The following is a 25,451-nucleotide window of genomic DNA, read 5'->3' on the forward strand; positions in this document are numbered from 1 at the left end:
GTATGTATTAACTATCCTATAAATAAAATAGCTAAATACGCGCTGTCAATCAATATGTCTATGAACTTTCTTAGCAATCTAAAACCACATCTAGTAGCCAAAATTACTCTTGTTATTACCTAAGGAATCGAACCCTAATTCTACCTCAATTATCAGTAGAAAACCATTCTAATTATTTTTATGAACTCGCTCTGTTTCGCTAAGCGGATGCAAATATACAACCCTTTTTTATTCTACAAAGCTTTTTTGAAATTATTTTTAAAAAACTTTTTTCCTAAATCCCTAACCAAAACAAAACTCTCAATGAACTCCTAAGCCCTCGAGCTTAGCGGACGCAAACATACAACCCTTTTTTATTCTGACAAGCTATTTCATAGAAAAAAAATAAAGTTTTTTTAACCTAAAAATAAAACCAAATCTCAATGAACTACCCGAAACATATTAACCCGTTTCGAGGGCGCAAATATAGAATCCTTTTTCATTCTAACAACAAAAAAAAACAACTATTTTTTAAAAAAAATATAATATTCTAGAAACATTGACGTTACGCGAAAAATAAATCTACACATCAAAACATCTTCTCTTCTAAATCGTGTTATTTAGCCTATTTTATATCTCAACCATTTATAATTCATCAAACACTATTGTCTCTTCTTATTATAATTTACAATAGAAATAATGAGGTACAACGGTAACATCGTAAGAAATCTTTAGTACAGGCTATGCGAAATGAAGGCTTTTCGTGCTCTGGACTACTCTACTTTTTCCAAACTGATCACGATAGACTTACTAATAGGTGTATTACTTTTATCTGCAAAATGATTATAAGGCACCAAAACATTAGTCTCTGGAAAGTATGATGCTAGATTTCCTTCGGGGATATTAAAAGGAATTACTAAAAAGTTGATTGCTTTTCTTTCTATATTATCATAACTACTAATTAAATTAACTACATCTAATTTCTCAAAAGCATACTTTCTCATGTCATTCTTATTCATTAACACTATTCTTCTTTCATTAAACACTCCTCTATACCGATCATTTAATCCATATATCGTAGTATTAAATTGATCATGTGAGCGAATAGTCATTAATAAGAACTCACCTTTTTTTATTTCATGCTTTGGTAAATGGCATACACTAAATTGAGCTTTTTGATTAGGAAGTTTACTAAAGTCTAAATCTCTTACATTATTAGGTAAATAAAACCCCGAGCCTTTCGACTTTTTTTCAAGATCTTCAAAACCTTTAATGACAGAGGTTAGTTTTTCTCTAATTAGTTCATAATCTTCTCCCAACTGTTTCCAAGGTACCGGATGGTTGTTTTTGAAATATGCATTAGCTATTTCTCCTATAATTTCGGGTTCACTTTTCAAGTTACCCGAAGCAGGAGACATCATTCCTTTAGAACGATGCACTTTACCCATACTATTTTCTACTGTAAAGAATCTTTGTTTCCCATCTTTTATATCCACTTCTGAACGACCTAAAGTCGGTAAGATTAGTGCTGTTTTACCCGTAACCAAATGTGTCCTATTTAATTTAGTACTTACATTTATGGTCAATTCACAATTCTGAAGTGCTTCTGCGGTAAAATTTGTATCAGATGCGGCTGACAAAAAGTTTCCTCCTAAAGCCATAAAAACTTTTGCTTGCCCTTTATGCATAGCCTCGATAGCATGTACAGTATCTAAACCCTCTTTATTTGGAGGAGTAAATCCAAACGTTTTCTGAATTGACTGATTTAATTCTGTTGACACGTGATGCATTATACCCACTGTCCTATCTCCTTGAACATTACTATGACCTCTTACCGGACATGTTCCTGCTCCTGGTTTTCCCAGACTACCTTTTAGCAACAGTAAGTTTACACATTCTTTTATATTATCGACGCCATTTTTATGTTGTGTCAATCCCATTGCCCAACAAATAATAATCTTTTTACTATTTGCAAGTATTTCAACAGCAGCATCTACAACAGATTCTTCTACCCCTGACAATGTTAACAGTTCTTTTTCTGAATACCCCTCGATGCTTTTTATTAATTCTTCGAAACCGTTGGTATACTTTTTTATAAATTCATGATCAAAAACATTTCCTTTCTCTGTATCCAATACGGTTAATTTCTTAATCATTAGTTTCAGAAGTGCAACATCCTGATTAATTTTAACTTGAAGGTGTATATCTGTTAAGGAGGTACCTGTTGACAAGACACCTTTTACCTCTTGTGGGTTTTTGAAGCGTATAAGACCTGCCTCTTCTAGGGGATTAACACTAATTACTTTACCCCCGTTTTCTTTACATTTTTGTAACGCTGATAACATTCTAGGGTGATTGGTTCCAGGATTCTGACCTATAACCATAACGACTTCTGCCTTATCAAAATCTTCGAGCTTTACAGACCCTTTTCCTATTCCTAAGGTTTCACCCAAGGCAACACCACTAGATTCATGACACATATTTGAACAATCAGGCATATTGTTAGTGCCATATGCTCTAATAAAGAGCCCATACAAGAATGCTGCCTCATTACTTGATCTTCCTGAGGTATAAAATATTGCTTCATCGGGAGAATCCAATCTATGTAATTCTTCTGCTACCAATTTATAAGCATTTTCCCAAGAAATAGGTTCGTAATGCACACTATCTGGCCTTAACACCATAGGTTCTGTTAGCCTTCCACTTTTACCTATTTGAAAGTCAGACCATGTTGAGAGCTCTTCTACAGAATATTTTGAAAAGAAATCATTGTCTACTTTTTTATTTGTCGCCTCCTCTGCCAAAGCTTTAGCTCCATTTTCGCAATACTCTCCAAGTTTTGAAGGTTTATCAGGGTCAGGCCAAGCACAACCAGGGCAATCAAACCCTTCTTTTTGATTCATATGTGCTAGTGCACGAAAAGATCTTACAACTCCCATTTCTTTAAAAGTGTGTTGCAATGCTACTTTTACGGCAGGAAGTCCTGCTGCATAATCTGTAGGCTTTTCTAATTTTATACCTGTAAACTCTGTAGAACCTAAAACAGAAATGTTTCTTTTTTTGATAGTATTCATTCTCGTTTTTTGTAGTCAACAAAATTGTAAATGTTGATCACTTTCAAAGATACATCAAAATGTAAAGTCTTAGTATGCTAAACATACCTTCTACTTTATTATTTGTAATATGAATTAGGTTTTTAACTATATGTTCTATAAAGGAACATATCTAAACTTCATTTTTCAGGATAAATCAAAAAAATAAATTGCAAAAAAAAGAGAATGTTCTAGAGAAAGAAATTCCAGACTAATCCAAATCGTATCACCGCATCTCTCGTTGCATAGCCTGGGGCAGAAAACTCATTGTTTTGCTTAAAAGCTTCTCCAAAATTTTCGACTTTGAAAAAAATACGTGTTTGTCTAATTTTAGCATTGAAAAATATATCAACCTGCGGAAACCCACCTATTTTTTGATCATTCTGAACATAAAACTCTGATAATACAGGATCGTATGCATCTGCTGTATAATCTGTAAAATATTTAAATGTTACGCCCGTTTGTAAAAAAAGTGCATTCTTTTTGAACCAATGATCTTCATAATACAATGTATTTCTTGTAATAATTTCTGGTACATTATATATTTGATCACCTCCTTCTACACTTTGATACATTACTGTATTATCTAAGCCAAGTTTCCACACTTTCACTCCTTGTGTAAGTTTTACTTTTAGTAAATCTATTTTTTCTCCGGCTTGCAATGGCACAATAGCATCATCGCTATTCTTGGCAAAGTAAGTATAGTTATCGATTGATGAAAAACTAGCTTCTATTCTTGCTATTTTTTTTGCTCTAAGATCAATCTGGATTTTTTGAGTTTCGACGTTTGAAAAATCATTTTGCCAATTATAATTGACATAATCACTTTGGTTTAACAGAAAATTGTAATTAGGAGCAACTGAATTAGAGCTTATTTTGGCTTGAATTTCATATTTATCCTTAAGATTATATCCTGCTCCAGCATTAAAATAGTTTCCGTCAAAATCACCAGAAACTAATGTTTTTAAACTTCCAAATAGTTCAAAGCCTTTATAATTATTCTGATATTCACCACCTACTGAGTACACATCTCCTTTAATACGATTTGTAATATCAATCGAATTTCCACTTTCATCCACTTGTCTAAGCACAGAATTGTATCCATAATTATAATTTGAACTTCCGCCAATTACCTTTAGTTCCCCAAGCCATTTATTTTCAAATCCTAAAAACACTTCATTACTAAAATCTTCTAACGCTACTTTATCAGAAATTGCTCCCGATCTAAAAGATGCTCCTAAAAGGTTATTGGGCGCAATTGTGGTTTGATCAAATCGAAATGATTTATCTGTAAGATCCATAATATGTCCTATAGATAATCCTGTACTAGCACTATCGCTTTTCTTTATTATTGAATATTGGTGATCTACATAAAATCTTTTTCCCTTAAGAATGTTCTCTGCATTTTCAAAATTAACGGTTATTGTTCCTCTATCCTTGAACTCTTCTTCTTCTCCAACAAAATCTCCTATATTTAAGTACTCTTCTATACCTTGTTCTGATAAACCACCATTTTCTTCATTTAATAGATCTTGAGCTACAAAATGTGATTTTACCCTATATCTTTTATTTTTTGTGATATAATTAAGCGTTGATCTAAAGTTACCTGTACTCGTGAGGGCATGTTGGTATTTTCCTAAAGACCGCACTCCTTTATAAGCAATAGAAAGATTAAGTCTTGGTGAAGTATTTATAGTAAAAAAAGCATCTAATTGCTGTCCTTGTTCAAAAGTTGTTCTGAAATATAATTCTGTTAGTGGTGTTGGCACATGATAGTAGTTAATATCACTTGCTTCCATAAAATTGAAATGTCTTGCTCTAGCTCCAAAAAGTGGCAATACACGTTGACGCTCTTCTCGTTTAGCTAAACTATTATAAGTTTGACCAACATTATGAATAGGTAGTAATTCAAAATCATCCCTTCTTAAATAATTAAATTTATAATCTTTTTGAAGGGTCAAAGTTGTATCTACATAGGTCGTATCATTTTTTATTGTAATAATTTTATAATCGGTCACTGGGGGTTTCTCTTTCTTTTCTTGGGGTGTAAATTTCCTTTGGGGACCTCCAGAACCTTCTTCTATTTCTTCTTGATTTCTGTCCTGAGCCCAAATCAAAGAACTAGACAAAAGTGCAATTATAATTATTATATTTTTTCTCATTAGCATACTATACTCAGGCAAAAATATACTTTTTTTAACGAAAGTATATCATCTAGATTATTTGTTTAGGATATGATTTTAAAAAATAGTTTTTTGATCTTCTATTCATACTGTATCTTCGTGTTATGCTTACTTTAAAATTACATCCTGAACTCTTAGAGTGTGGCACAGACGAAGCTGGTCGTGGATGCCTTGCCGGTCCTGTTACTGCTGCCGCAATATTACTTCCTGACAATTTTAGCAACGCTGTTTTAAATGACTCTAAGCAACTTAGTGAAACTAAAAGAAAATCTTTAAGACCACTATTAGAAGACTGTTCTTTGACCTATGGTGTTACACATATTTTCATGGAAAAAATTGACGAAATCAATATTTTGAATGCCTCTATTCTAGCCATGCAAGAAGCTATTGCCCAACTTAACCCACAACCTGAGCATATTGTAGTAGATGGAAATAAATTTAAACCGTATCATAATATACCCCACACTTGCGTTATCAAGGGGGATGGAAAATATTTAAATATTGCAGCTGCCTCTGTGCTTGCTAAGACATATAGAGATGAATTTATGGAAAAAATACATGAAGAGTATCCTATGTACAATTGGAAAAAAAATAAAGGCTATCCAACAAAAGAACATAGAGAAGCTATTCGTAAACATGGTATTACAAAATATCATCGAAAAAGTTTTAGGCTATTACCAGAACAACTGACAATAGATTTTTAACAAAGAATTATATCTTTGAACCCAAAGCAGAACGTAGTACCAATATATTCGAATTATATTTCGATAAATAAAACAGACATTATATGTTGCAGAACAAGAAACCTCATTTTTTAATTTTAAACACTTGGTTTAAAAATACAAGGCCTTTTTTGAGAATGAGACAGATACTTACAATACTTACCTTGGTTCTTGCTGTTTCATGTGATGATGTTGCTAAAACATCAAATTCATTAATTGATCATGTTCCTAGAGATTCTCAAATTATTATCAAAATAAATAATATTGAAGAAGCAACCAGCAAACTAAGAGATAACAACTTCATTAAAAATAACCCTCAAATTGCATTCTTTGAATATTTCAAAGACCTAACAATTCTTAATGAAAACAAACGTCAATCTGGTTTATTATGTTTTTCTCCCAGAGGGAAGAATGATTTCGAGTATACATATGTGTCAAAATTAGATCCCTCGTTACTAAAGACTGATTCTTTAAAAACGAAGCAGATTGAAACTATGAATTACGCCGAGAAAACAATTTATAAGATTACATCAAAAGGGCAGTCTTTCTTTGCAACCAGACAAGATAGCATCCTTATTGCTTCACCATCTCAATTATTAATAGAGAATTCGATTAGAGTGCATGCTAACCCGATTCCTATTGATAAAGATTTAAAAAAAGTATATGATGTTTCTAGTTCAGATAACGCAATGTCTTTATTAGTTAACGGAAAGAAGCTTCAAAATATTCACAATTCATTATTACCACAAGCCGAACAAACATTCTTAACTAATTTTAGTGGTTGGGCTTCTCTTGATACAACTATCGATCAAAACATGATTCATCTTGATGGTATTGCAATAGAAAAAGATTCTTTATCGAGCACTATAGGCATCTTTGATAGCACAGTCCCGCAAGAAAACCGAATTGCACGTATAGTACCCGTTACAGCAAAAGGTTTTATTTCTTTTACTTATGATGATTTTGACACCTTAAAGAAGAATCTGTCTGTAGCTCAAGATAGGGATATTGAAGATATTTCAAGTGACCTGGATGACATCTTATCAGGAACATCTGAAATAAGCACCATTTTTATGGAAAAAGAAAATGCTTTAGTACTAACTTCTTTAGATTCTAATAGTGCTGCACAAAGTTTAGCAGGAGACAAAATCGATACCTATAGAAACATTGAAATCTACAAGAATCAAAATTCTGAAAATTTTTCTCAGATTCTAAATCCACTTATTAAAAAATTTGAAGCAAAATTTTATTTTGTAAAAGATGAATTCATAGTCTTTGGTCCTTCAAAAGGTATTCTTAAAGATATCATTGCTAATATTCTTAATAAAACCTTGATCGGTCAACAAGAATATTACAAAAACACGATTAAAGATTTATCCGACAATTCTTCTATTTTAATTGGAGGGGCTGTAAAACACATAAAAGAATATATTTCAACTAATATTCAGGAGTCCTATGCTCCACAATGGGAAGAGCTACAACATAAAGGTTATCAAATTGGTATTTTACAAATAATCAAAGAAAATGACTTTGCTCATGTTCATGGTGTGCTACAAAAAAGCGTTACCAAAGGTGCAGCAACATCGGTAACTCAAGTAGCTTCTACTACTTTAGAAAAGAAAGTACTTACTAAACCTATTTTAGTCAAAAACCATAGAACCAAAGGTATGGATGTAGCTATTCAGGATATTGAAAATACTTTATACCTGATCTCAGACAAAGGTTCTATTTTTTGGAAAAAGAAAATTGATGGAGAAATTCTTGGTGACATCCAACAAATAGATATTTTTAAGAATGGTAGATATCAATTATTATTTAATACCGCAAATACTTTGTATTTGGTAGATCGCGACGGTAACGATGTTGCTCCATATCCTAAAAAGTTTGAAAAAGCTATTACACAACCTCTTGCACTATTTGATTATGACAAAAGCAAAAGATATCGCATTGTTATAACTCAAGGTAATCAAATTACTATGCTAAATGCCGAAGGTAATATTGTTACTGGATTTGGTTTCAAAGGCACAGATACAGATCTGATTCTTGCTCCTAAACATATACGAATAGGAACAAAAGATTTTATTTTACTTGCCGAAAATAATGGAAAGCTTACTATTTTAGACCGATTAGGAAGAACTAGAGTTGATGTTAAAAACACTGTAGATTTCTCTAAAAATCAATGGTATCAGTATCAAGACAAATTTTCTTCAACCACTAAAGACGGAAAACTAATTCAAATACAAGAAGATGGTAATGCGGTAACTCAAAATTTAAATCTAGATGAAAATAATAGAATAGTAGCTACAAATAAAACTCTTGTTACATTTTCTGAAAACAAACTTTCTATAAAAGGACGGACTATTGAATTAGATTTTGGAGTATATACGGCCCCAAAACTATATTACATCAATAACAAAATCTACATTTCTATTACTGATATACAAGCTAAGAAAGTGTATTTATATGACAGTAATGCAGTATTATTTCCTAATTTTCCAGTCTACGGAAATTCTGCCATGACTCTTGGTAACATGGATAAAGATCCAAATCTTGAGTTTGTTGTGCAAGGAGAAGACAATGGAATTCTTATTTATCAAATCAACTAACAAAAACTAAAAGGAAACATCATTCACAAAATATTATAAAACACCCAATAAAAAGCCTTAGATATTCAACAATCTTTAAGGCTTTTTTTAATCAATGAAATTTAGGGATTCTTTATTACAGTAATTACTACGTAAAAAATAGGGTAAAGTCATTTTTAATTGTTGTGTACTTATATTATTAAACACAAGTCATTAATTTAAAACAATTTTAAAAATGAAATTTTCATTTATTGCCAAATTAGCATTAGTAACAACATTTATTTTTACGATTACCTCTTGCGAAAAAGACAATGTAGATACTCCGGAAACAAGTCTTGAAACAAGAGCTCCATTATCACTTGATTTAAACTCAAGCATTACCTCTAAAGCTGAAAACCCACAATTACCACAAACTATCGAAGAATTAAGAGATGCCGGAATTAGTGTTTCTTTTGGGTTAGCTAATTTTCTTTCAAACGATCTAAATATCCTTTTACAAGTTCTTGACTTAGATACTAGAACATTAAGAAGACTTGGTTTCTTTGAATCTGAAATAGCTGAACTAGAACAAATCAGAATAGCATATAGACGATTAGTTTTCACTATAGAAAATGCGGGAAATATTGCACCTGACCCAGGAACAATATCAAGAATAAGAAATGCTTCTTATGTATTAGGTAAATGGACAGTAGAAAGTTTTAGAATTAACACATCTGCTGGTGAAGATCAATTATTAACAAACGATTTAAGCAGAATAAGTAATGCGCCTGCGGGGGTTAATGGTTTTGAAGTTTCTGCAACTGAATTTAAGTTTACAATTGATGGAGTTCAAGCTGGAGAAGCATATCCTATTGTTGAAATTACAGAAAATGGATCTATTACCTACCTTAAAGACAACGAAGTATCAAGATTTTATCGTATTGGTCTAAGAAATGAAGCAGGAGATATTTTTAGTGCTACAAGTCTTATTCCTAGAGGAAGTTCTATCGATGGTTTTATAGTACACCATAGATTTAGAAGACAATAATAGAAAATTCTATTTTGCAAAAAAATAAAAATCCATTTATATAAAAATATAAATGGATTTTTGTTTAAGTCTCTTTACCGAGATCTAAAATTCTGCTTCAAAAAGTGTTTTAAAATGTTTTAACAGCTTTTGTTTTATTTCTTCTTCATTTACTTTTTCTAATCCCAACTCTACATTTAGAGATGTTACCGCTTTACCTTTTATACCACAAGGAATAATATTATCAAAATAACCTAGATCTGCATTTACATTTAATGCAAATCCATGCATAGTAACCCAACGACTTGCTCGAACTCCCATTGCACAAATTTTACGAGCAAAGGGTGTTCCTACATCTAACCAAACTCCTGTTTCACCTTTGCTTCGGGTAGCATTAATACCATACTCTGCTATAGTAAGAATAACCATTTCTTCGAGAAATCTAAGATACTTATGGATATCGGTAAAAAAATTATCAAGATCAAGAATAGGGTAACCTACTATTTGACCAGGGCCATGATAGGTTATATCACCACCCCTATTAATTTTATAAAATGTAGCGCCTTTCTCTTTTAATTGTTCTTCACTTAATAAAAGATTACTCATATCACCACTCTTTCCTAGAGTGTATACGTGAGGATGTTCTACAAAAAGAAAATGATTTGGCGTGTCTAATCCTGCATCTTCTCTTCGGTTTTTTACCTTAATATCTAAAATCTCTTTGAAAAGCACTTCCTGATACTCCCAGGTTTCTTTAAAATCTCTGATTCCAATATCTTGAATTTGAATTTTTTTATTCATAAGTATAATAGAAAGGCAAAGATACGACGATTAAAAAAAGTAACCTACCTCATCTTTAATTTCGATTATCCCATTCTAAAAAGAATATCGAATAAACTAATTAGATCCTTTAATATTGTTTATGACCCAGTCTAAGGGATTATCCGTTCCTATAGTTTCGGATACATAAATATCCGGTTTGATTCCGAATCCATCCTGATCTACTGTATAAGGGGCGTTTATCTTCATTAATCCAACCCGCATTTTTACTTTAGAGTTTGGAAGCTCTACTAAAGCAAAAAGACCTGCTATTGTTCCATTATATGCCCCACCTGTTTCTTCTCCGACAAAAACCGCTCTTTTTGTCGCTTTAAGATGTGTTGACAAAATACTACTTGCAGAAAAACTTGCTCCATTAATAAGAACATATATCTTTCCGGTGTAGGCATTAACTTTAGGTTTTTGAAGTCTACTAAATTTTAATTTAAAATATGGTTCTCCATTTTCTTTTTTAATCTTAAATAATTGATATCCCAATAATACTGGAGATACTAAGGTCGCTCCTACTTTTTTCACCCAAGGTTTTCCATGAAAAGCAGGATATAAAAAATTTGTGCGTTTGGTCATTTTTGATTCTTTGATAAACACATATTCTTTATCCGTTAAATAGGAATACAGCTCATCAATTTCTGCTATTCTTCCTCCTAAGTTATCACGTAAATCAATAATCAAATGTTTAGTTTTTGCAGAATCTATCTTTATGAAACTTTCTTTATAAAAGTCCTTATAATTCCCTCTAGTAAAGCTTCTTATCTTCATATAAGCTATTGCAAGTGCTGTATCAGACGCTATAAACTTAAAATTTCTATTATATTCTTTCTTGTACGTATTAAATCCGTATTTATTATTAAGCTTTCGACGTGCTTTCTTTTTTCTTCTAGTTATCTTATCATCGGATTTACTCTGTTTTTTTGCACGAATTATTGTCGAATCCTTATCCTTTTTTAATTTGTTTTTTGTTGTCTTTTTCGGCTTACTGTATTTCGCATATAAAAATTTAGAATAAATACTATCTCCCGATTTTAACGTCATCAAAACGCTATCCTTTTGTTTGTGCGTGCCCGCATACAAAGGGCCAAAACCATTTCCTACGTAACGCGGAACAAATGTTGTATTATATCCATCACCGGTATACAAATTTGTAAAATCAGAAAACACATCTTTAATCTCCTGATTATCTACGCTTAAGACTTGAACACCTTTAACAAATACACTGTCCTTTTCATAATTTTTTTTTATAAATAAATCGTCTCCGATTCTATGAAATGCTAGCGGTTTAAAAGGATAACTTCTTTTCCCTTTACTTTTCTTTTCTTTCTTTGTTTGCTTTTTTCTTGGTGAATAAATAGAAGTATGCCCTTGTCGTATGCTCGCAATAACAGGAGCAAACTGTTTATAAAACTCTAAACTAGATATCGGTTCTTGTATATTTTTCTTTAGATCACTTATTTTTTGATTTAAGGAATCTTTACTAATATACCAGTACAAATCTGGGTGTAGTCTCTTTAATTTTTGATATGCAAAATCAATGTCTTCCCGAATTTCTTCAGGATTATGCAATTTGCTTATCTGATTATTATATTTTTCTACAGAAGAACAACTGGTCAATACTACTATAGATAGGCAGCTCAGTACTTTTCTTATCATCATTATACTAACTTACAAATAACCTGAGAGATTTCCTTTCTTTGCCAAAGAAATATAGATTAAAACATTTATCTATTATGTGTTAATTAAGATTTTGGATTATTAAGTATTACCAATGCAGCAATAACACCCGGAACCCAACCGCAAATAGTCAATAACAAAACTATAACAACTGATCCGCAGCCTTTATCTAATATTGATAGGGGTGGAAAAAAAATAGCTAATAAAACTCTCCAAATACTCATAATCGTGGTCTAAATAAATTAAATGTTATAATTATATGTATCCAAGAATTTTATATTGTTACAATAAAATCGTAAAATTAATTTCTATATTTTTAAAGTTTTGTATTTCATTATGAAATTGTACTGTTACCTTTTTTGTATTTTCTTGTTCGCTAGTCAAAAAACTCTAGTTGCGCAATATCATTTTTCTGGATACGTAGACACTCAACATTGGTCTGGGGATATCTATTTATCCTTAATTGAGGATTACAGAAAGTTATCTGGTGTGTATCCTGAACAAATAATTCAAAAGACTACTAGTGATTCCTTGGGGTATTTTAGTTTCTCTGGAGACAATCTACCTTCAGAAAATCGCATGTATAGAATACATATGGAAAATTGTTCGGAGGATGAAAAAGATGCAATTCATTTTAATGGATTTTGTCCAGACAGTAAAGAAATACTTTTCATAGCAAATAATCACGACTCCCTTACACTACCGTTTTCTTTTGATAAAGAAATGTTCTGTAAGATTGTATCTAATAATCAAAAAAGTGATGCTTTTATAAAAGTTGATTCTATTATTCATGAAATGCGTTTTGCCTTTGCCTCATATCGAAGTGAAACAAATCGTAAATTAAATGTAAAAAAATGGTTCTCTACTTTACAACAATATGTTCAAAATCAGGATGAGCCACTTACAGAGCTATACATTTATGCTTTTCTATCAGACAAAGCCAATAATCTGTATGCCTACTATCTTGAGGATCTTAATACAAATCCTTATTATGACCAACTGCTACAACGGCTTCAAACAAAATACCCTAACAACATATATACAAATCGTTATAAAGCAGAATTAGCTTCTGATAAATTTCTGATTAATTCTGGTGAAAATACTCCGAAAAACTATTGGTTATGGGCATTATTCATAGTTTTAATATCTTCAATAGCAATTAATATTCTTCAATTTAGTCAAGCTCGGGCAAGAAATAAAATAGCTAAAGATTTAAGTAAGAATCTTACGCAACAAGAACAAAAAGTATTAAACTTTATTTTAGAGGATAAAACGAATAAAGAAATAGCTTCTTCTATGTTTGTAAGTATTAGCACTATAAAAACACATATTAATAATTTGTACAAAAAGCTTAATGTACGTTCAAGAGAAGAAGTTAAATCACTATATATCAATAAATAACAAAAATTCCACCTAGGGTCTAGTCCTCATTTCAAACCCATTTTTATTGATTTTACTTGCTCTTATTTTCATTTTTGGCAACATAATCTATTTATGAACTAAAAATAAAATAATGAAAAAAGCAATCTTAATTCTATGTGTAATTTCAATTGGTTTCTTAATGTCTTGTAGCAATAATGCTAAAGACAAAATCAATCCAAAAAATGTCACCACGGCAGATGTTCGTGATGCCAAAGCCAAATTGTTACCTGCAATCACATTTACTAAAACAAATCATGATTTTGGTACTATTAATGAAGGAGATATTGTAGAACACAATTTTACTTTTACCAATACAGGTAATGCTCCTTTAGTAATAATAAATGCAAAAGGAAGTTGTGGTTGTACTGTTTCCAAATGGACCAAAGAACCAATAGCACCTGGAGCCAAAGGAGATATGTTAGTACGCTTTAACTCTAATGGCAAGCCAAATCTTCAAAACAAACAAGTTACCATTACAACAAATACAGAAAAAGGAAAAGAAATTCTTAAAATTAAAGCTATGGTAACTCCAAAAGGGAAAACAGCAATAAGTGGTACTCCATTAAGCGAGTAATGTATCTATCAAAGAGAGTCTCTCGTAAAAGAGAGGCTCCTTCGTACTACTTAAAATAACTACTCCCTTTTTTCAATCTATTAATTACACATTTTAAAATGAAGACTATTATATCCATCTCATTCTTGTTTTTACTTTCTATATCTCTAACAGCTCAGTCATTTAATCAAGAAATTGCACGAGAAGGGCGAGCTCCAATTCTCGTTGGCAAAATCAACAATAAAGGTTTAGCTAAAAAACCTTATGATCACTGGTTTACAAAAAACTATCTAGAATACACCCCTAATCAAAATATAATTGATACGCTGAAAAATAAACTTAATACATATACAATTAAAATTTTTTTGGGTACATGGTGTGGAGATAGTAAACGTGAAGTCCCAAGATTCTATAAAATATTAAACAACAGTGATTTTTCTTTAGATCGTGTTACGACAATTGCTGTAGATCACAGCCAAGACAATTATAAGAAGAGCCCCGGAGGAGAACATGAAGGGTTAAACATTCATAAAGTACCAACTTTTATATTTTATAAAAATGGAAAGGAAATTAATAGAATTGTAGAATCACCTAAACGCTCTTTAGAAGAAGACATGTTAACTTTATTATCTAAACAATATATTCCAAAATATAACCCTAATCCAGTAACGAAGTAATATCCAGAAACAAACTCTCAACTTTGACCGTATTGAATCATACTAACAGCTTAACGCATCTGGTATCTATCGTACAGAGTCTCCTTTATGAATTGTCATTTCTAAAAGTTCATAGTGTTCTCCTAATTTTCTAAGATCGATTGTTTTATTCTTTTTTAAATGTTTATCAAAAAAAGTGGTGACAAGTTGGGTTGTAATCTCTATACCTAATCTGGCATCGATTGTTCCTGTTCCTGCAATAGATTTTATAGGTATCATAAACGGAATATCCATAAAATTAGGGTGCCCCGATTTTAATAATTTAGTTTCATAAAAATAATCAGTACTCTTATGTAAGTATGCATGAGAATTTATGTCTGGATGTGACGTTGGCCAATCAGCCGAAATGTATAAGAAAGGCTTGTGATAAATGGTATCCATCATTTCGCCCCATTGCACACCATCTATATTGGCTGCGGCCTTTATTCTATTATCCTTTATCGTTGCTTGACCCGCTGCACCACCACCTACAGAATGACCAAACACCCCTATTTTAGTCACATCTAACTTATTCTTAAAAAAACCTTGAGTATTCCAACCGTCAAATTGATCAATAGTATACACTATATCCTTAGACCATCTTTTTATTACTTCAGTAACAGAATATTCTTTAGAAGCTTCTCTAAGTATTTTATGTCTTTCTTTAAAAGAAATATCTTTAGTAAAAGCGTCTTTTATTGGATCTATATGTTTCATAGATTCAGAACTTATTTTAGCTTGAAAATCATAATCAAAAAATTTCATAGTACCATCAGGAAAAGTAGTACCAAGACTTTCATACGTATGAGTCATATTTACAATAACATATCCATGACTGGCTAATTCTGTTAATAGCGCATAGTATCCGGTAGATTTGGAACCATATCCATGAGAAAAAATTAAAATAGGAAATTTTTCATTTGCAATAGCAATACCTTCATACACGTGAGTTTTTACTCTATCTAAGTAGTTGATTGTCCAACTTGGTAAAATACCTTGACTATACTTAGTGATAAAGCCAAGTCTATTTGCCTGATCCACATATGGCTCATGTTTTTTGGTCACTGTAGCGTTCGACGGATACCAAACTTTGATCATTAGTTCCCGATTATCCGTAGGATCTTTTGTAATAGTTTCTTTAAGCTCTGTTTTTAAATGAATCCATTGTGTTCCTACTCTATATGGGCCTGTAGGTTCTGGAAGTGAAAATACAGGAAGTACAATCGGTAAAACCCACCCTATAATTACTAATAGTATAGTCATCAGAAATCCTAGTCCTCTAAAGAAAGTTAATTTTGAAGGCTTACTTAGATTTACTCTTATTATTCTCCAAAGTAAGACTAAAATCAAAAAATATGCGATTAACATCTGCCAACGCCAACCTTCGATACTTAAATGCAAAACAAGAGTGAGTATCAAAAAACCTAACACATATTTTCTATGTACAACTGTAAGCAATGGTCGTTTTACAAATGGTAAAACTGTAACACAAACTAATAAAAGAATTTCTAAAGCTCTCATTTTCTTAACTAAAAGGTTATAATCCTCTGCAAGTTCTTCCATTACTATTGGTTATTTATTTTTTATCGATGAATTACCTATTAAGGTTCCTTTTCTTATAAATAAGTAGCATAAAATGCATTTTAGAGGCCAATTGATTTGAGTTATCTGATTGAACCTATATCTTTTCGACATCACCTCTTATTTTTTTAATGTAACAGTAAAATCACCATGAGTTTCAGTAAGAAATTCACTGTAAAATTCTATAATTGATAATATCTTTGAAAAAGCAGCAAAAGTTTTTAAACAGACTTTTCTTTAAATTATACAAATAGGCTACTTTTGTGCCTTCAAAATGGAGAATTTATGCAATTATCAGAACAAGAACTTGTAAGAAGAGAAAAATTAAATTCATTGCGTAGTATGGGAATAAACCCATATCCTGCAGCATTATATCCTGTTGATTACACTTCGAAACGTATTAAAAGTGAATTTGAAGAAGGTAAAAAAGTAATCATTGCAGGTAGATTAATGTCTAGACGAATTCAAGGAAAAGCTTCTTTTGCAGAATTACAAGATGCTGATGGTCGTATACAAGTATATTTTAACAGAGATGAAATTTGTACGGGTGATGACAAAACTAAGTACAATGATATTTATAAAAAACTACTGGATATAGGTGATTTTATTGGTGTTGAAGGTGAATTATTTACAACTCAAGTAGGTGAAAAAACTGTAATGGTTAAAGATTTTTCTATCCTTAGTAAATCTCTAAAACCATTACCTTTACCTAAAACCGATAAAGACGGTAATACATTTGATGAATTTAATGATCCTGAATTAAGATACAGACAGCGTTATGCAGATTTAGTTGTAAATCCTCATGTTAAAGATGTATTTATCAAACGAACTAAACTGTTTAATGCCATGCGCGAGTTTTTTAATGAGCGTGAATATTTTGAAGTTGAAACACCTATACTACAACCTATACCAGGTGGCGCTTCTGCCCGTCCGTTTATTACACATCATAATTCTTTAGATATTCCTTTATATATGAGAATTGCCAACGAATTATATCTTAAAAGATTAATTGTAGGAGGCTTTGATGGAGTTTATGAATTTTCTAAGAACTTCAGAAATGAAGGAATGGATCGCACGCATAATCCTGAATTTACGGCTATGGAAATTTATGTAGCCTATAAAGATTACAACTGGATGATGGATTTTTGTGAGCAACTATTAGAACATTGTGCTATAGCTGTAAACGGAGATACAAAAGCTACATTTGGTGAACATGAAATTGATTTTAAAGCTCCTTATGCTAGAGTTACCATGGCAGATTCTATCAAACATTTTACAGGTTTTGATATTACTGGCAAATCTGAAGATGAAATTCGTAGTGCGGCCAAAGAGATGAATATCGCAGTTGATGATACCATGGGTAAAGGAAAACTTATTGACGAGATTTTTGGTGAAAAATGTGAAGGAAAATATATCCAACCCACTTTTATTACAGATTATCCTAAAGAAATGAGTCCTTTATGTAAAGAACATAGAGATAATCCAGAACTCACCGAACGTTTTGAACTTATGGTTTGTGGTAAAGAAATAGCAAACGCATATTCTGAACTTAATGATCCTATAGATCAACGAGAACGTTTTGAAGAACAATTAAAACTAAGTGAAAAAGGAGATGATGAAGCCATGTTTATAGACCAGGATTTTGTAAGAGCTTTAGAATACGGAATGCCTCCTACTTCGGGAATGGGTATCGGTATGGATCGCTTGATTATGTATCTTACGAATAACCAATCTATCCAGGAAGTCTTATTTTTCCCACAAATGCGTCCTGAGAAAAAACAAATAGAGCTTAACGACAACGAGAAAGCAATATTTGACATTCTTAAAAAAGAAAAGAGCATAGCTCTTTCTGACCTTAAAAATGCTGCAGGTTTAAGCAATAAAGGCTGGGATAAAGGAATGAAAGGATTATCCAAATTAGGATTAACAAAAGTTACCAAAACAGATGACAATCTAATTGTTGAAATAGCCTAGTTTTTAACTTTTTTTAACACTTATTTTAAGAGAGTTCAGGAGTTAACATTTTTTTAACTATATTTGCGCGGATACAAAAAAAACCCTCAAATATTATGAAAAAAAGATTACTGCTGCCTTTGGCATTATTAATTAGTCTTATCTCTTTTGCACAAAGTACAGATTTAGACAAAGAAACATTAACAGTTTCTTATGTTAAACTACCCTCTGAACCGATTTTAGATGATACCAAAAGAACGTATTCTTCTAGTAGTAGTTCAATAAGAATTTCTGGATTTTCTAAAGTAAAATCACCAGGAACCTTAGATATTTCTTACCGCTTTAATGGAACAAAATCTAGCGAGGTAAATATTGAGAAAATAACACATGAGAAAAAGGATGATGATGGTAACGTAGTATCAACAACTTACACTTACAAAGCAAAATCTTCTATATCATCATCTGCTACAATAAATGTTATTAATGCAGCCAATGGCGAGAGTTATGAAAAAGGATTTAGTGATTCTAACTCTTATGAAAGTAAAGAATTTGATAGCTATTATAAAGCTGAAAGACATTACAAAACTAACAAGTACGATATCAGAAGTAGTCATGGATCTAAACATAAAGGAAATATAAAAAGAAGTATCCGCTCTTATTTAGACAGAAGATATGGTTATGTTCCTTATACTACTAGTTCAGAATTTCTTTGGATTCTTGGATCTAAAAAACATCCAGAATTTCAAAAACATCATGAAGCACATGAAAAAGTAAAAGCTGCTTTTGCTAAAATGAAGTATGATGAGCCATTAGACGATGTAAAAAAAGAAGTAGAACCTGTTATCGAATACTTCAATAGTATTATACCAAACTACCCTGGTACAAAACGTAAAATGAGAAAAGTAAAGTATGCTAGTTACTATAATATAGCTAACATCTACTATTACTTAGATATGCCAGAAAAAGTTAAAGAATACGCTCAAAAACTTATTGAGAATGACTACGACAAGAAAGACGGTAAAAAATACATAAAGTATGCTGACAATCTAATTAAAACACTTGAAGTCAACAAAATGAAAACTCGTCACATGAAGGTGCTTACTGAAGATCTTAGTAACATACCTGATGAAGAAGAGGAAGTTGAAGAAAAACCAGCTGCTGCTCCTGCGGGAATAGAAGTAAATCAAGCGTATTTAATTACTAAAAAAGGTGATACTACACTTGTAGACATTAAGACAGAAGATATTGTAAAAATAGGCTTTGATCTAAAAACTGTAGAATATGACAATAACAAAAGTCCTATAGGTACAAGAGTACAGGCAGCTAAGAACTGTCAAGAACTTCTTTTTGTTGACGGTTTACATTACAGAAACATTAAATTTAAAGAATCTGCTCTTAAGGGTGATGCTGTAGATGCTGGTCAAATGTTAGCTGGTGCTACCGACAAATTGTGTAAAGTTCTTTTTGAGTCTGACAAAATAAACCTATACATATTTAACAATAAAGAATTGGTTATCCTTCCTACAGGTGCAGAAAAAGGAAAATCTACTATGGGTACAAGTTTTGTTTTTGGTTTTAAAAAGAATCTTGCAAAATTTGCCGAAGGATGTCCTGCTGTAATAGAAAAAGCTAAAAGTAAAGGGTATAAAAACACTAAAGAAAGTTTACTTGAATATTGTCAAGAACTTACAAAATGCGAAGTTAAATAACTCCTTTGCATTACGAATACAAAAGCAAATAATAAAAGCGCAATCAATTATGATTGCGCTTTTCCCCTTTTTAGAACTAATTCTAAGTATACGAAACTGATTTTCCAATAGTTTCTGTATATCCTTCTTGCGCAATAGTATCAATGAAACTCCACTGCGCATCAGCAGCTCCTGCTGTAAACGTTACCTTTAAATACCCCCTTCTAGAAGAATCTGTATATTGTAAATCATCAATAAGTGTTGTTAAAGCAAGTTCAAAACCCATGATCTGATCTTCTTTTAATCCAGCAAAACCTTCAAATCCAGGAGACGTTACAGAAGATGTGGCAAACTCTACACCCACTTCTTTTCCATTACTATCCTTTAATTTGCTATGCCATGCATTATGTGTATCTCCAGCTAAGCACACTGTTTTTTTATCTGCAAGAATTGCAAATAATCTTTCTCTTTCTACAGCATACCCGTCCCAAGCATCAAGGTTATAAGGTATTACTGTTTGCACTCTCGCTTTCTCTTCTGGCGTCAATGACGTATCGTTGGCTAACAGCCTTCCTTTAATTGTTGTTAGCTCTGTTAATGAAGTTTGAAAAGCTGTAGCAGTGGCTTCTGAAACAGATCCTGTTGCACCAACTTCACCTACAATCCTTCCCAATAAAATTAATACTTCGGCAGGCATAAACATTTTTCCCATTAACACTTGTTGTCCTAACACTTGCCATGAAGCATTACTTCCAGATACTACTCCTGCTAACCATGTTAATTGATCCTCTCCTAATATACTACGCCCAGAATCTTGTAAGGCAGCCTGAAAAGCTACTGCATCTAATTGACCTGTAGTAGCATCAAAAAAATCTCCATACGATAATTGCTTGTCTCTACCGATAACCCTAGTATCTAGCATATGTAAACTTATGATTGCCCCAAAATCAAAAGATCTATAGATTTTAGAAGGATCAGCTGATCTAATAGGTAAAAATTCGCTATACACCTGGATTGCAATTTGCTTTCTAGTTTCATAAGAACCTTCATTTTCCTGATGGTTCTCTGCTCCTTCTTTATATGCATCATTTGTTATTTCATGATCGTCCCAAACGCCTATAAATGGTTTCTTTTGATGCGCTAATTGTAATTGTTTATCACTACGATATTGCTTATATCTACTTCTATAATCCTCTAAACTTAGGATCTCATCTTTGGGGCTATGTACTCTATCCAAAGGGACTGTGTTTTCATTAGTACCATATTCTCCTTCTCCATATTCGTATATATAATCACCTAAGTGCACTATTACATCCACATCTGATTTTGCAAGTGCACCGTATACATTAAATAAACCAGCAGCAAAATTCGCACAAGAACAAACACCCAGCTTAACATTAGCAATAGTATCAGTAGATGCGGGCAACGTAATTGTCTCACCTACAACAGACACTTTTTTTGTGTTTAACTCAAAAAACCTGTAATAAAATTTACTATTTGAAGGCAATTCTTGCACATCTATTGCCACTGTATAATCCTGTGTAGTGGATGCTGTTACCTCTCCATTTCGTACTATATCATTAAAGGTAGCATCTGTTGCCACTTGCCAATTTAAAGTAATTATATCCGCATCAACCTCTGGCGTATAGCGTGTCCAAATAATAACACTTGTACTAGTTGGATCAAAACTTGCTAAACCTTCAAAAAAATTATCTCTATTTAAGTCTGGAATTGTTATTGGTGTATCATCGTCGTCGTTACAACTAATATATATTGGCGCAAGCATTAAACCACCCGTAACTAAAAGTGATTTCTCAAAAAATTTTCTTCTATCCATTTGTGTGTTTTTTAATACTGTATAAAAGTATTTCCCCATTCCTATATTAATGTTATGACTCAATTAAATAAACCTTAATATTTATTTACAACCAACACCAATAGCCTATAACACCTTGTATAACAGCATCATTACCATTAATCACCTTAAGTTTTAGAAGAATTCCTATATTTGGTGTGTTTAAAAACTAACAACCATGGCATTTATAACGGATGAAGAACTTCAAGATCTTAAGGATCAAATAGAAAAAGTTGAAGAGGCTAAGCGCTCTGCAACCTATTTAAGTGAAAAAGCTGTTAAAGAGGAAAAAGAAAATTCGAGAAAATTTAAAATCGCTACTATAATACTAGGTATTATAGCCTTACTTGGTGTAGCTGGCACTATTTATTTTATGCAATTTGGCGCCAAAGATATGATTTCTCAAAAGGATCATAAAGAAAAGATAAGCGCATTAGAAACTAAAGTAACCGAATTACAAGGTACTATTCAAAATCTTTCAATGAACCAAGAATTAGCTTCTGAAGACAATGGGGAGTCTGCTGGTTCTATAGAAGGCGAAGTTATTTATGCTGTCCAGATTGGAGCTTTCGAGAGCAAAGACCTTTCTTTGTATTCTGAAAACTTTGTAAACTTTAGAGAAATCAAAAGTGAGGGCTTTAATAAGTATGCATTAGGAAATTTTGAAACACTTAATGAAGCTAAAAAATTTAGACGAGAAATTGTTCAATTAGGATTTAGAAATGCTTTTATAGCTTCCTATCAAAACGGGGAACGCATAAAAATCGAAGAAGCCTGGTAACAAGACCCAATAACATGCAAAGGGAAGTAAATCTACCTTAAGGTAGATTTACTTCCCTTTTTCAATATACATCTTTATTGATGCTCATTCTCAACATATTCTTTTATAGACATTCCTTTAATAATAACGTCTGCAAGGACTGAACGCCCATTTTTTACATATACCAAAGCATAGACATTTTCTTTTGAATTATTTCGGTTCACCTTAAAATAAGCTTTTTCGGCGTCATAGGCTTTGCTCTCTTCCATATAAAACCTATCAAATGGCAATTTGAATGTAACCGTATTATCATACGTATTTGTAACTTTAGCTACAATATAATCAGCTTTGATATTCAATTTCTTTTTGCTTACGTCTACCACTTTAGCAAAACCCTCATCATCTTCTTTGATGTATACCTTAATTTTGTCTCCATATATAAAGACCTTGTCTTTTGTTTTAAAAGAGTTTATATCAAAACGTAATGTAATATATTTGCCCCTAAAAGGGTCTGAAGGGTCTATAGGCTTAGTTTTAAACTTATAAACTTTACCCGATAGTAAGACATCTTCTTGTTCCCAAATCATATATGACGGGACAAAAAGCTGAAATAATGCTACTATTACAAATCCAAGTGTTATATATATTGTTTTCATTTATTATCATTTTAGAATTCTTTAATTATTAACAGGAAATACATTCGATTTTTAAACCTGTAGGTCATTTAATTGTTTCTTAATTTTTTGTTGCTTTTTTAACATCATATAATTGGTTAGAAAAAAACCTAATCCCACTATTACAAACAATATCCCTCTAAGTACAAAACTCATTCCTGTATCAAAAAACCTACAAACAATAAGAACAGAGACTATAAGCAAACCATAATTAAGAATTTTAAAATTAAACTTATCTGCACCAATTTTTATGGCAGACACTCCCAACGCAAAGACCAAAATATTTATAAGAACTACTGGTAAAATCTCTACAGTAAAGAGCAAGAAGTAAATCCCCCAAAATAAGATAAAAGCGACTTGAAACAGATTCACTTTTTTAAGACCTTTTTTCCATATTACAAAGCTTAGTGTAATTGCACTTAACATAAATAACGCAGATGATACGTAAAACCCTTGTAAATCAAAATTGAATCTTGATGAGGATTCATCCCAAATCCATCTAAAAGTAAAAAACAATAGAGAAATGACAGATCCTAATGATCCGATTACAAGAAATCCATTTCTAAAAACCCTTAGTTTTTCAAATACGGGAAGCTTTCCTATGTTATATAGCAATCCAAATAGGGTAATGTACATAACGAATCCCAGATGACCATTATGCCCTATAAATGTTCCCAACACAGTAAAAATGCTGGCTGGTAGTATCCAATTAAGTATTGTTATCATATTACTAGAAATAGATTTTTTTAGCACTTGCAGGTAATAAGGTATCACTGCTAACATAAAAACAAAATACAACCAAGGTGTCTCAGAATTTCTGTACTGCCAATATCCAACTTCGACAGCATAGTATGTACTAAAAATTATACAAAACAATACTATTGCATGGGATCGCAATAAATAAATTAATGGTAAGCATAGTAAAATCCAGGTAACAAGAAAAGACCCCAATGTACCTGGAATATTATAAATCTGACTTATTAGAGAAATACAAGCACCTATCGCAAAAAATAAGAATGTACCAGAAGCTTCTTTCCAGGTGCTACTTTTCTTTTTAAGAATTGAGAAACCTGTTAAAACCTGACCTATTAGTAATGGGGTAAATGCCAAAATTGTTTTGGTTAATTTGGTAAAATCATCCCAGTTATGAGCTAACATTAAAATAACACCAGACCCAATCAATAATGCACCTAAAACTCCAAATATTGTAAACAACTTAGTAGACTTTCCTATGTCTTTTGTAGCATAGTATTGCTCTATTTTTTGTGCTAACTCTGGTGAGATCACCTTATCTTTTATTAGAGTTTGCAACTCTTTATTAAATTTTGAACTCATTTCATTCTTCTTTAATAATTAAAAAATATTTTTATTTCATGATAGATATTCTTTCTTCGTAGGATTTCAATAGGACCCAAAGACCTAATCCTGCAAAAATATGTTTTAATGAATGCCCACTAATAATGGTCAACACATCGTAAATAAAGTTATCATAATATTCTACTATTTTTGCAATTAGATACGAAATCAGGAGTAACCAATATGTTTTTTTAGTACTAGTATTCGATTTGTAAAAAACAAGAATTAAGAGTATTGTTATCAATGGATAAAACTGTACTAAAACATAAGGTCTCAAATCATGTGTTTCTCCATATACCCAATAAACAATTGAAGCTAGTCCAATTAACAACAAAGGAGCTAAAATAAAGTTACCTAATTTCTTAGAGATAAATTCGCTAATTACTGTTGAAAATAAGGTCATAAAAACAATTGTCATTGGTAATCTATCCCAAATCAATGATTGCGTATTTGGTGAGAAATGATAATAAGCAGACCCTAAACCGGCTAAAATAATTCCAATACAAAGTATCAAATAGTGTAACTCTACCCTTCTACCCTTACTAAACATATACAAACCTCTTATTCCTACAATAACAAATAATAGATTCGATATAACATTCCAAAAATTTGAGATACTAAAAATATCTCGTGTGTCGCTAAAAGAATGGTATTCCTCGTTTTGTAGTATTGGGTTTAGAAAAAACATTATGGTAATAGCAAGTATACCTAATGACACCAGTAAAAAACCTCCTATTTTTTCTTTCTTCATTTTAAATATAAATTATAGACTCGATTATTCGGCACTCATTAAAAAGACAGCCGCAACCTAGCGGCTGTCTTTACTAATCATCAAAACA

19 protein-coding genes are annotated in these 25,451 nt (G+C 31.8%); 9 read left to right on the forward strand and 10 right to left on the reverse strand.

The window, feature by feature from the left end; translation table 11 throughout:
- Positions 1-752: 752 nt before the first annotated feature.
- Both AWE51_RS00005 and AWE51_RS00010 read right to left on the reverse strand, forming a co-directional pair.
- Positions 753-3,053, reverse strand: coding sequence for an FdhF/YdeP family oxidoreductase (locus AWE51_RS00005; RefSeq protein WP_066307721.1), 2,301 nt, complete (start codon positions 3,051-3,053; stop codon positions 753-755).
- A 209-nt stretch (positions 3,054-3,262) separates the two neighbouring features.
- Positions 3,263-5,233, reverse strand: a complete 1,971-nt coding sequence (locus tag AWE51_RS00010; RefSeq protein ID WP_066307724.1) for a putative porin — start codon at positions 5,231-5,233, stop codon at positions 3,263-3,265.
- A gap of 125 nt (positions 5,234-5,358) precedes the next feature.
- Here AWE51_RS00010 and AWE51_RS00015 point away from each other — a divergent pair, with 125 nt between their 5' ends.
- From AWE51_RS00015 to AWE51_RS00025, 3 genes are all read left to right on the forward strand, one after another.
- A complete protein-coding gene (locus tag AWE51_RS00015; protein WP_066307729.1) occupies positions 5,359-5,958 on the forward strand; it encodes a ribonuclease HII in 600 nt (199 codons plus the stop codon).
- Between the two features lie 155 nt (positions 5,959-6,113).
- Positions 6,114-8,582 (forward strand): hypothetical protein, encoded by a 2,469-nt coding sequence (locus AWE51_RS00020; protein WP_157765989.1) that lies wholly within the window; start codon positions 6,114-6,116, stop codon positions 8,580-8,582.
- Between the two features lie 214 nt (positions 8,583-8,796).
- Positions 8,797-9,588: a hypothetical protein gene (locus AWE51_RS00025; protein ID WP_066307733.1), complete on the forward strand. Its 792-nt coding sequence runs from the start codon at positions 8,797-8,799 to the stop codon at positions 9,586-9,588.
- Positions 9,589-9,672: 84 nt separating this feature from the next.
- Here AWE51_RS00025 and lipB read toward each other — a convergent pair whose 3' ends face one another.
- The 3 genes from lipB to AWE51_RS25975 all read right to left on the reverse strand — a co-directional run bounded on the left by lipB (position 9,673) and on the right by AWE51_RS25975 (position 12,299).
- Positions 9,673-10,368 carry a lipoyl(octanoyl) transferase LipB gene (gene lipB / locus AWE51_RS00030; protein ID WP_066307738.1) on the reverse strand — a complete coding sequence of 232 codons (696 nt, stop codon included), beginning with the start codon at positions 10,366-10,368 and terminating at the stop codon, positions 9,673-9,675.
- Between the two features lie 96 nt (positions 10,369-10,464).
- Complete coding sequence (locus AWE51_RS00035) at positions 10,465-12,057, reverse strand: S41 family peptidase (RefSeq protein WP_066307741.1); 1,593 nt, start codon at positions 12,055-12,057, stop codon at positions 10,465-10,467.
- A gap of 83 nt (positions 12,058-12,140) precedes the next feature.
- The gene (locus AWE51_RS25975) at positions 12,141-12,299 is read right to left on the reverse strand and encodes a YqaE/Pmp3 family membrane protein (RefSeq protein ID WP_082832250.1); all 159 of its coding nucleotides are present in this window, start codon (positions 12,297-12,299) and stop codon (positions 12,141-12,143) included.
- A gap of 112 nt (positions 12,300-12,411) precedes the next feature.
- On the opposite strand from AWE51_RS25975, the gene AWE51_RS00040 reads away from it, so the two are divergent.
- The 3 genes from AWE51_RS00040 to AWE51_RS00050 all read left to right on the forward strand — a co-directional run bounded on the left by AWE51_RS00040 (position 12,412) and on the right by AWE51_RS00050 (position 14,727).
- On the forward strand, positions 12,412-13,476 hold the full coding sequence (locus AWE51_RS00040; protein WP_066307744.1) for a response regulator transcription factor: 1,065 nt from the start codon (positions 12,412-12,414) through the stop codon (positions 13,474-13,476).
- Between the two features lie 112 nt (positions 13,477-13,588).
- Entirely contained in the window at positions 13,589-14,071 is a 483-nt protein-coding gene (locus AWE51_RS00045) for a DUF1573 domain-containing protein (RefSeq protein ID WP_066307745.1), read from the forward strand.
- A gap of 98 nt (positions 14,072-14,169) precedes the next feature.
- Entirely contained in the window at positions 14,170-14,727 is a 558-nt protein-coding gene (locus AWE51_RS00050) for a thioredoxin family protein (RefSeq protein ID WP_082832251.1), read from the forward strand.
- A 66-nt stretch (positions 14,728-14,793) separates the two neighbouring features.
- On the opposite strand, the gene AWE51_RS00055 is transcribed toward AWE51_RS00050, so the two are convergent.
- Positions 14,794-16,308: an alpha/beta hydrolase gene (locus AWE51_RS00055; RefSeq protein WP_066307747.1), complete on the reverse strand. Its 1,515-nt coding sequence runs from the start codon at positions 16,306-16,308 to the stop codon at positions 14,794-14,796.
- A gap of 303 nt (positions 16,309-16,611) precedes the next feature.
- Here AWE51_RS00055 and lysS point away from each other — a divergent pair, with 303 nt between their 5' ends.
- Both lysS and AWE51_RS00065 read left to right on the forward strand, forming a co-directional pair.
- A complete protein-coding gene (lysS, locus tag AWE51_RS00060) occupies positions 16,612-18,300 on the forward strand; it encodes a lysine--tRNA ligase (protein ID WP_066307751.1) in 1,689 nt (562 codons plus the stop codon).
- A 95-nt stretch (positions 18,301-18,395) separates the two neighbouring features.
- Complete coding sequence (locus AWE51_RS00065; RefSeq protein WP_066307754.1) at positions 18,396-19,988, forward strand: hypothetical protein; 1,593 nt, start codon at positions 18,396-18,398, stop codon at positions 19,986-19,988.
- Positions 19,989-20,070: 82 nt separating this feature from the next.
- Here the strand turns inward: AWE51_RS00065 and AWE51_RS00070 are convergent, their stop codons facing one another.
- Positions 20,071-21,804: an alkaline phosphatase D family protein gene (locus AWE51_RS00070; RefSeq protein ID WP_232517312.1), complete on the reverse strand. Its 1,734-nt coding sequence runs from the start codon at positions 21,802-21,804 to the stop codon at positions 20,071-20,073.
- A gap of 196 nt (positions 21,805-22,000) precedes the next feature.
- Between AWE51_RS00070 and AWE51_RS00075 the strand changes: the two genes are divergently transcribed.
- A complete protein-coding gene (locus AWE51_RS00075; protein ID WP_066307758.1) occupies positions 22,001-22,603 on the forward strand; it encodes an SPOR domain-containing protein in 603 nt (200 codons plus the stop codon).
- 74 nt (positions 22,604-22,677) lie between these two features.
- Here the strand turns inward: AWE51_RS00075 and AWE51_RS00080 are convergent, their stop codons facing one another.
- From AWE51_RS00080 to AWE51_RS00090, 3 genes are read right to left on the reverse strand one after another with little or no spacing between them, the layout of a single operon-like run.
- Positions 22,678-23,238 (reverse strand): GDYXXLXY domain-containing protein, encoded by a 561-nt coding sequence (locus AWE51_RS00080; RefSeq protein ID WP_066307760.1) that lies wholly within the window; start codon positions 23,236-23,238, stop codon positions 22,678-22,680.
- Between the two features lie 51 nt (positions 23,239-23,289).
- Positions 23,290-24,591, reverse strand: a complete 1,302-nt coding sequence (locus AWE51_RS00085) for a DUF2157 domain-containing protein (protein ID WP_066307762.1) — start codon at positions 24,589-24,591, stop codon at positions 23,290-23,292.
- 31 nt (positions 24,592-24,622) lie between these two features.
- Positions 24,623-25,363: a ceramidase domain-containing protein gene (locus AWE51_RS00090; protein WP_066307769.1), complete on the reverse strand. Its 741-nt coding sequence runs from the start codon at positions 25,361-25,363 to the stop codon at positions 24,623-24,625.
- Positions 25,364-25,451 lie beyond the last annotated feature (88 nt).

This window comes from Aquimarina aggregata (assembly GCF_001632745.1).
Taxonomy (GTDB): Bacteria; Bacteroidota; Bacteroidia; order Flavobacteriales; family Flavobacteriaceae; genus Aquimarina; species Aquimarina aggregata.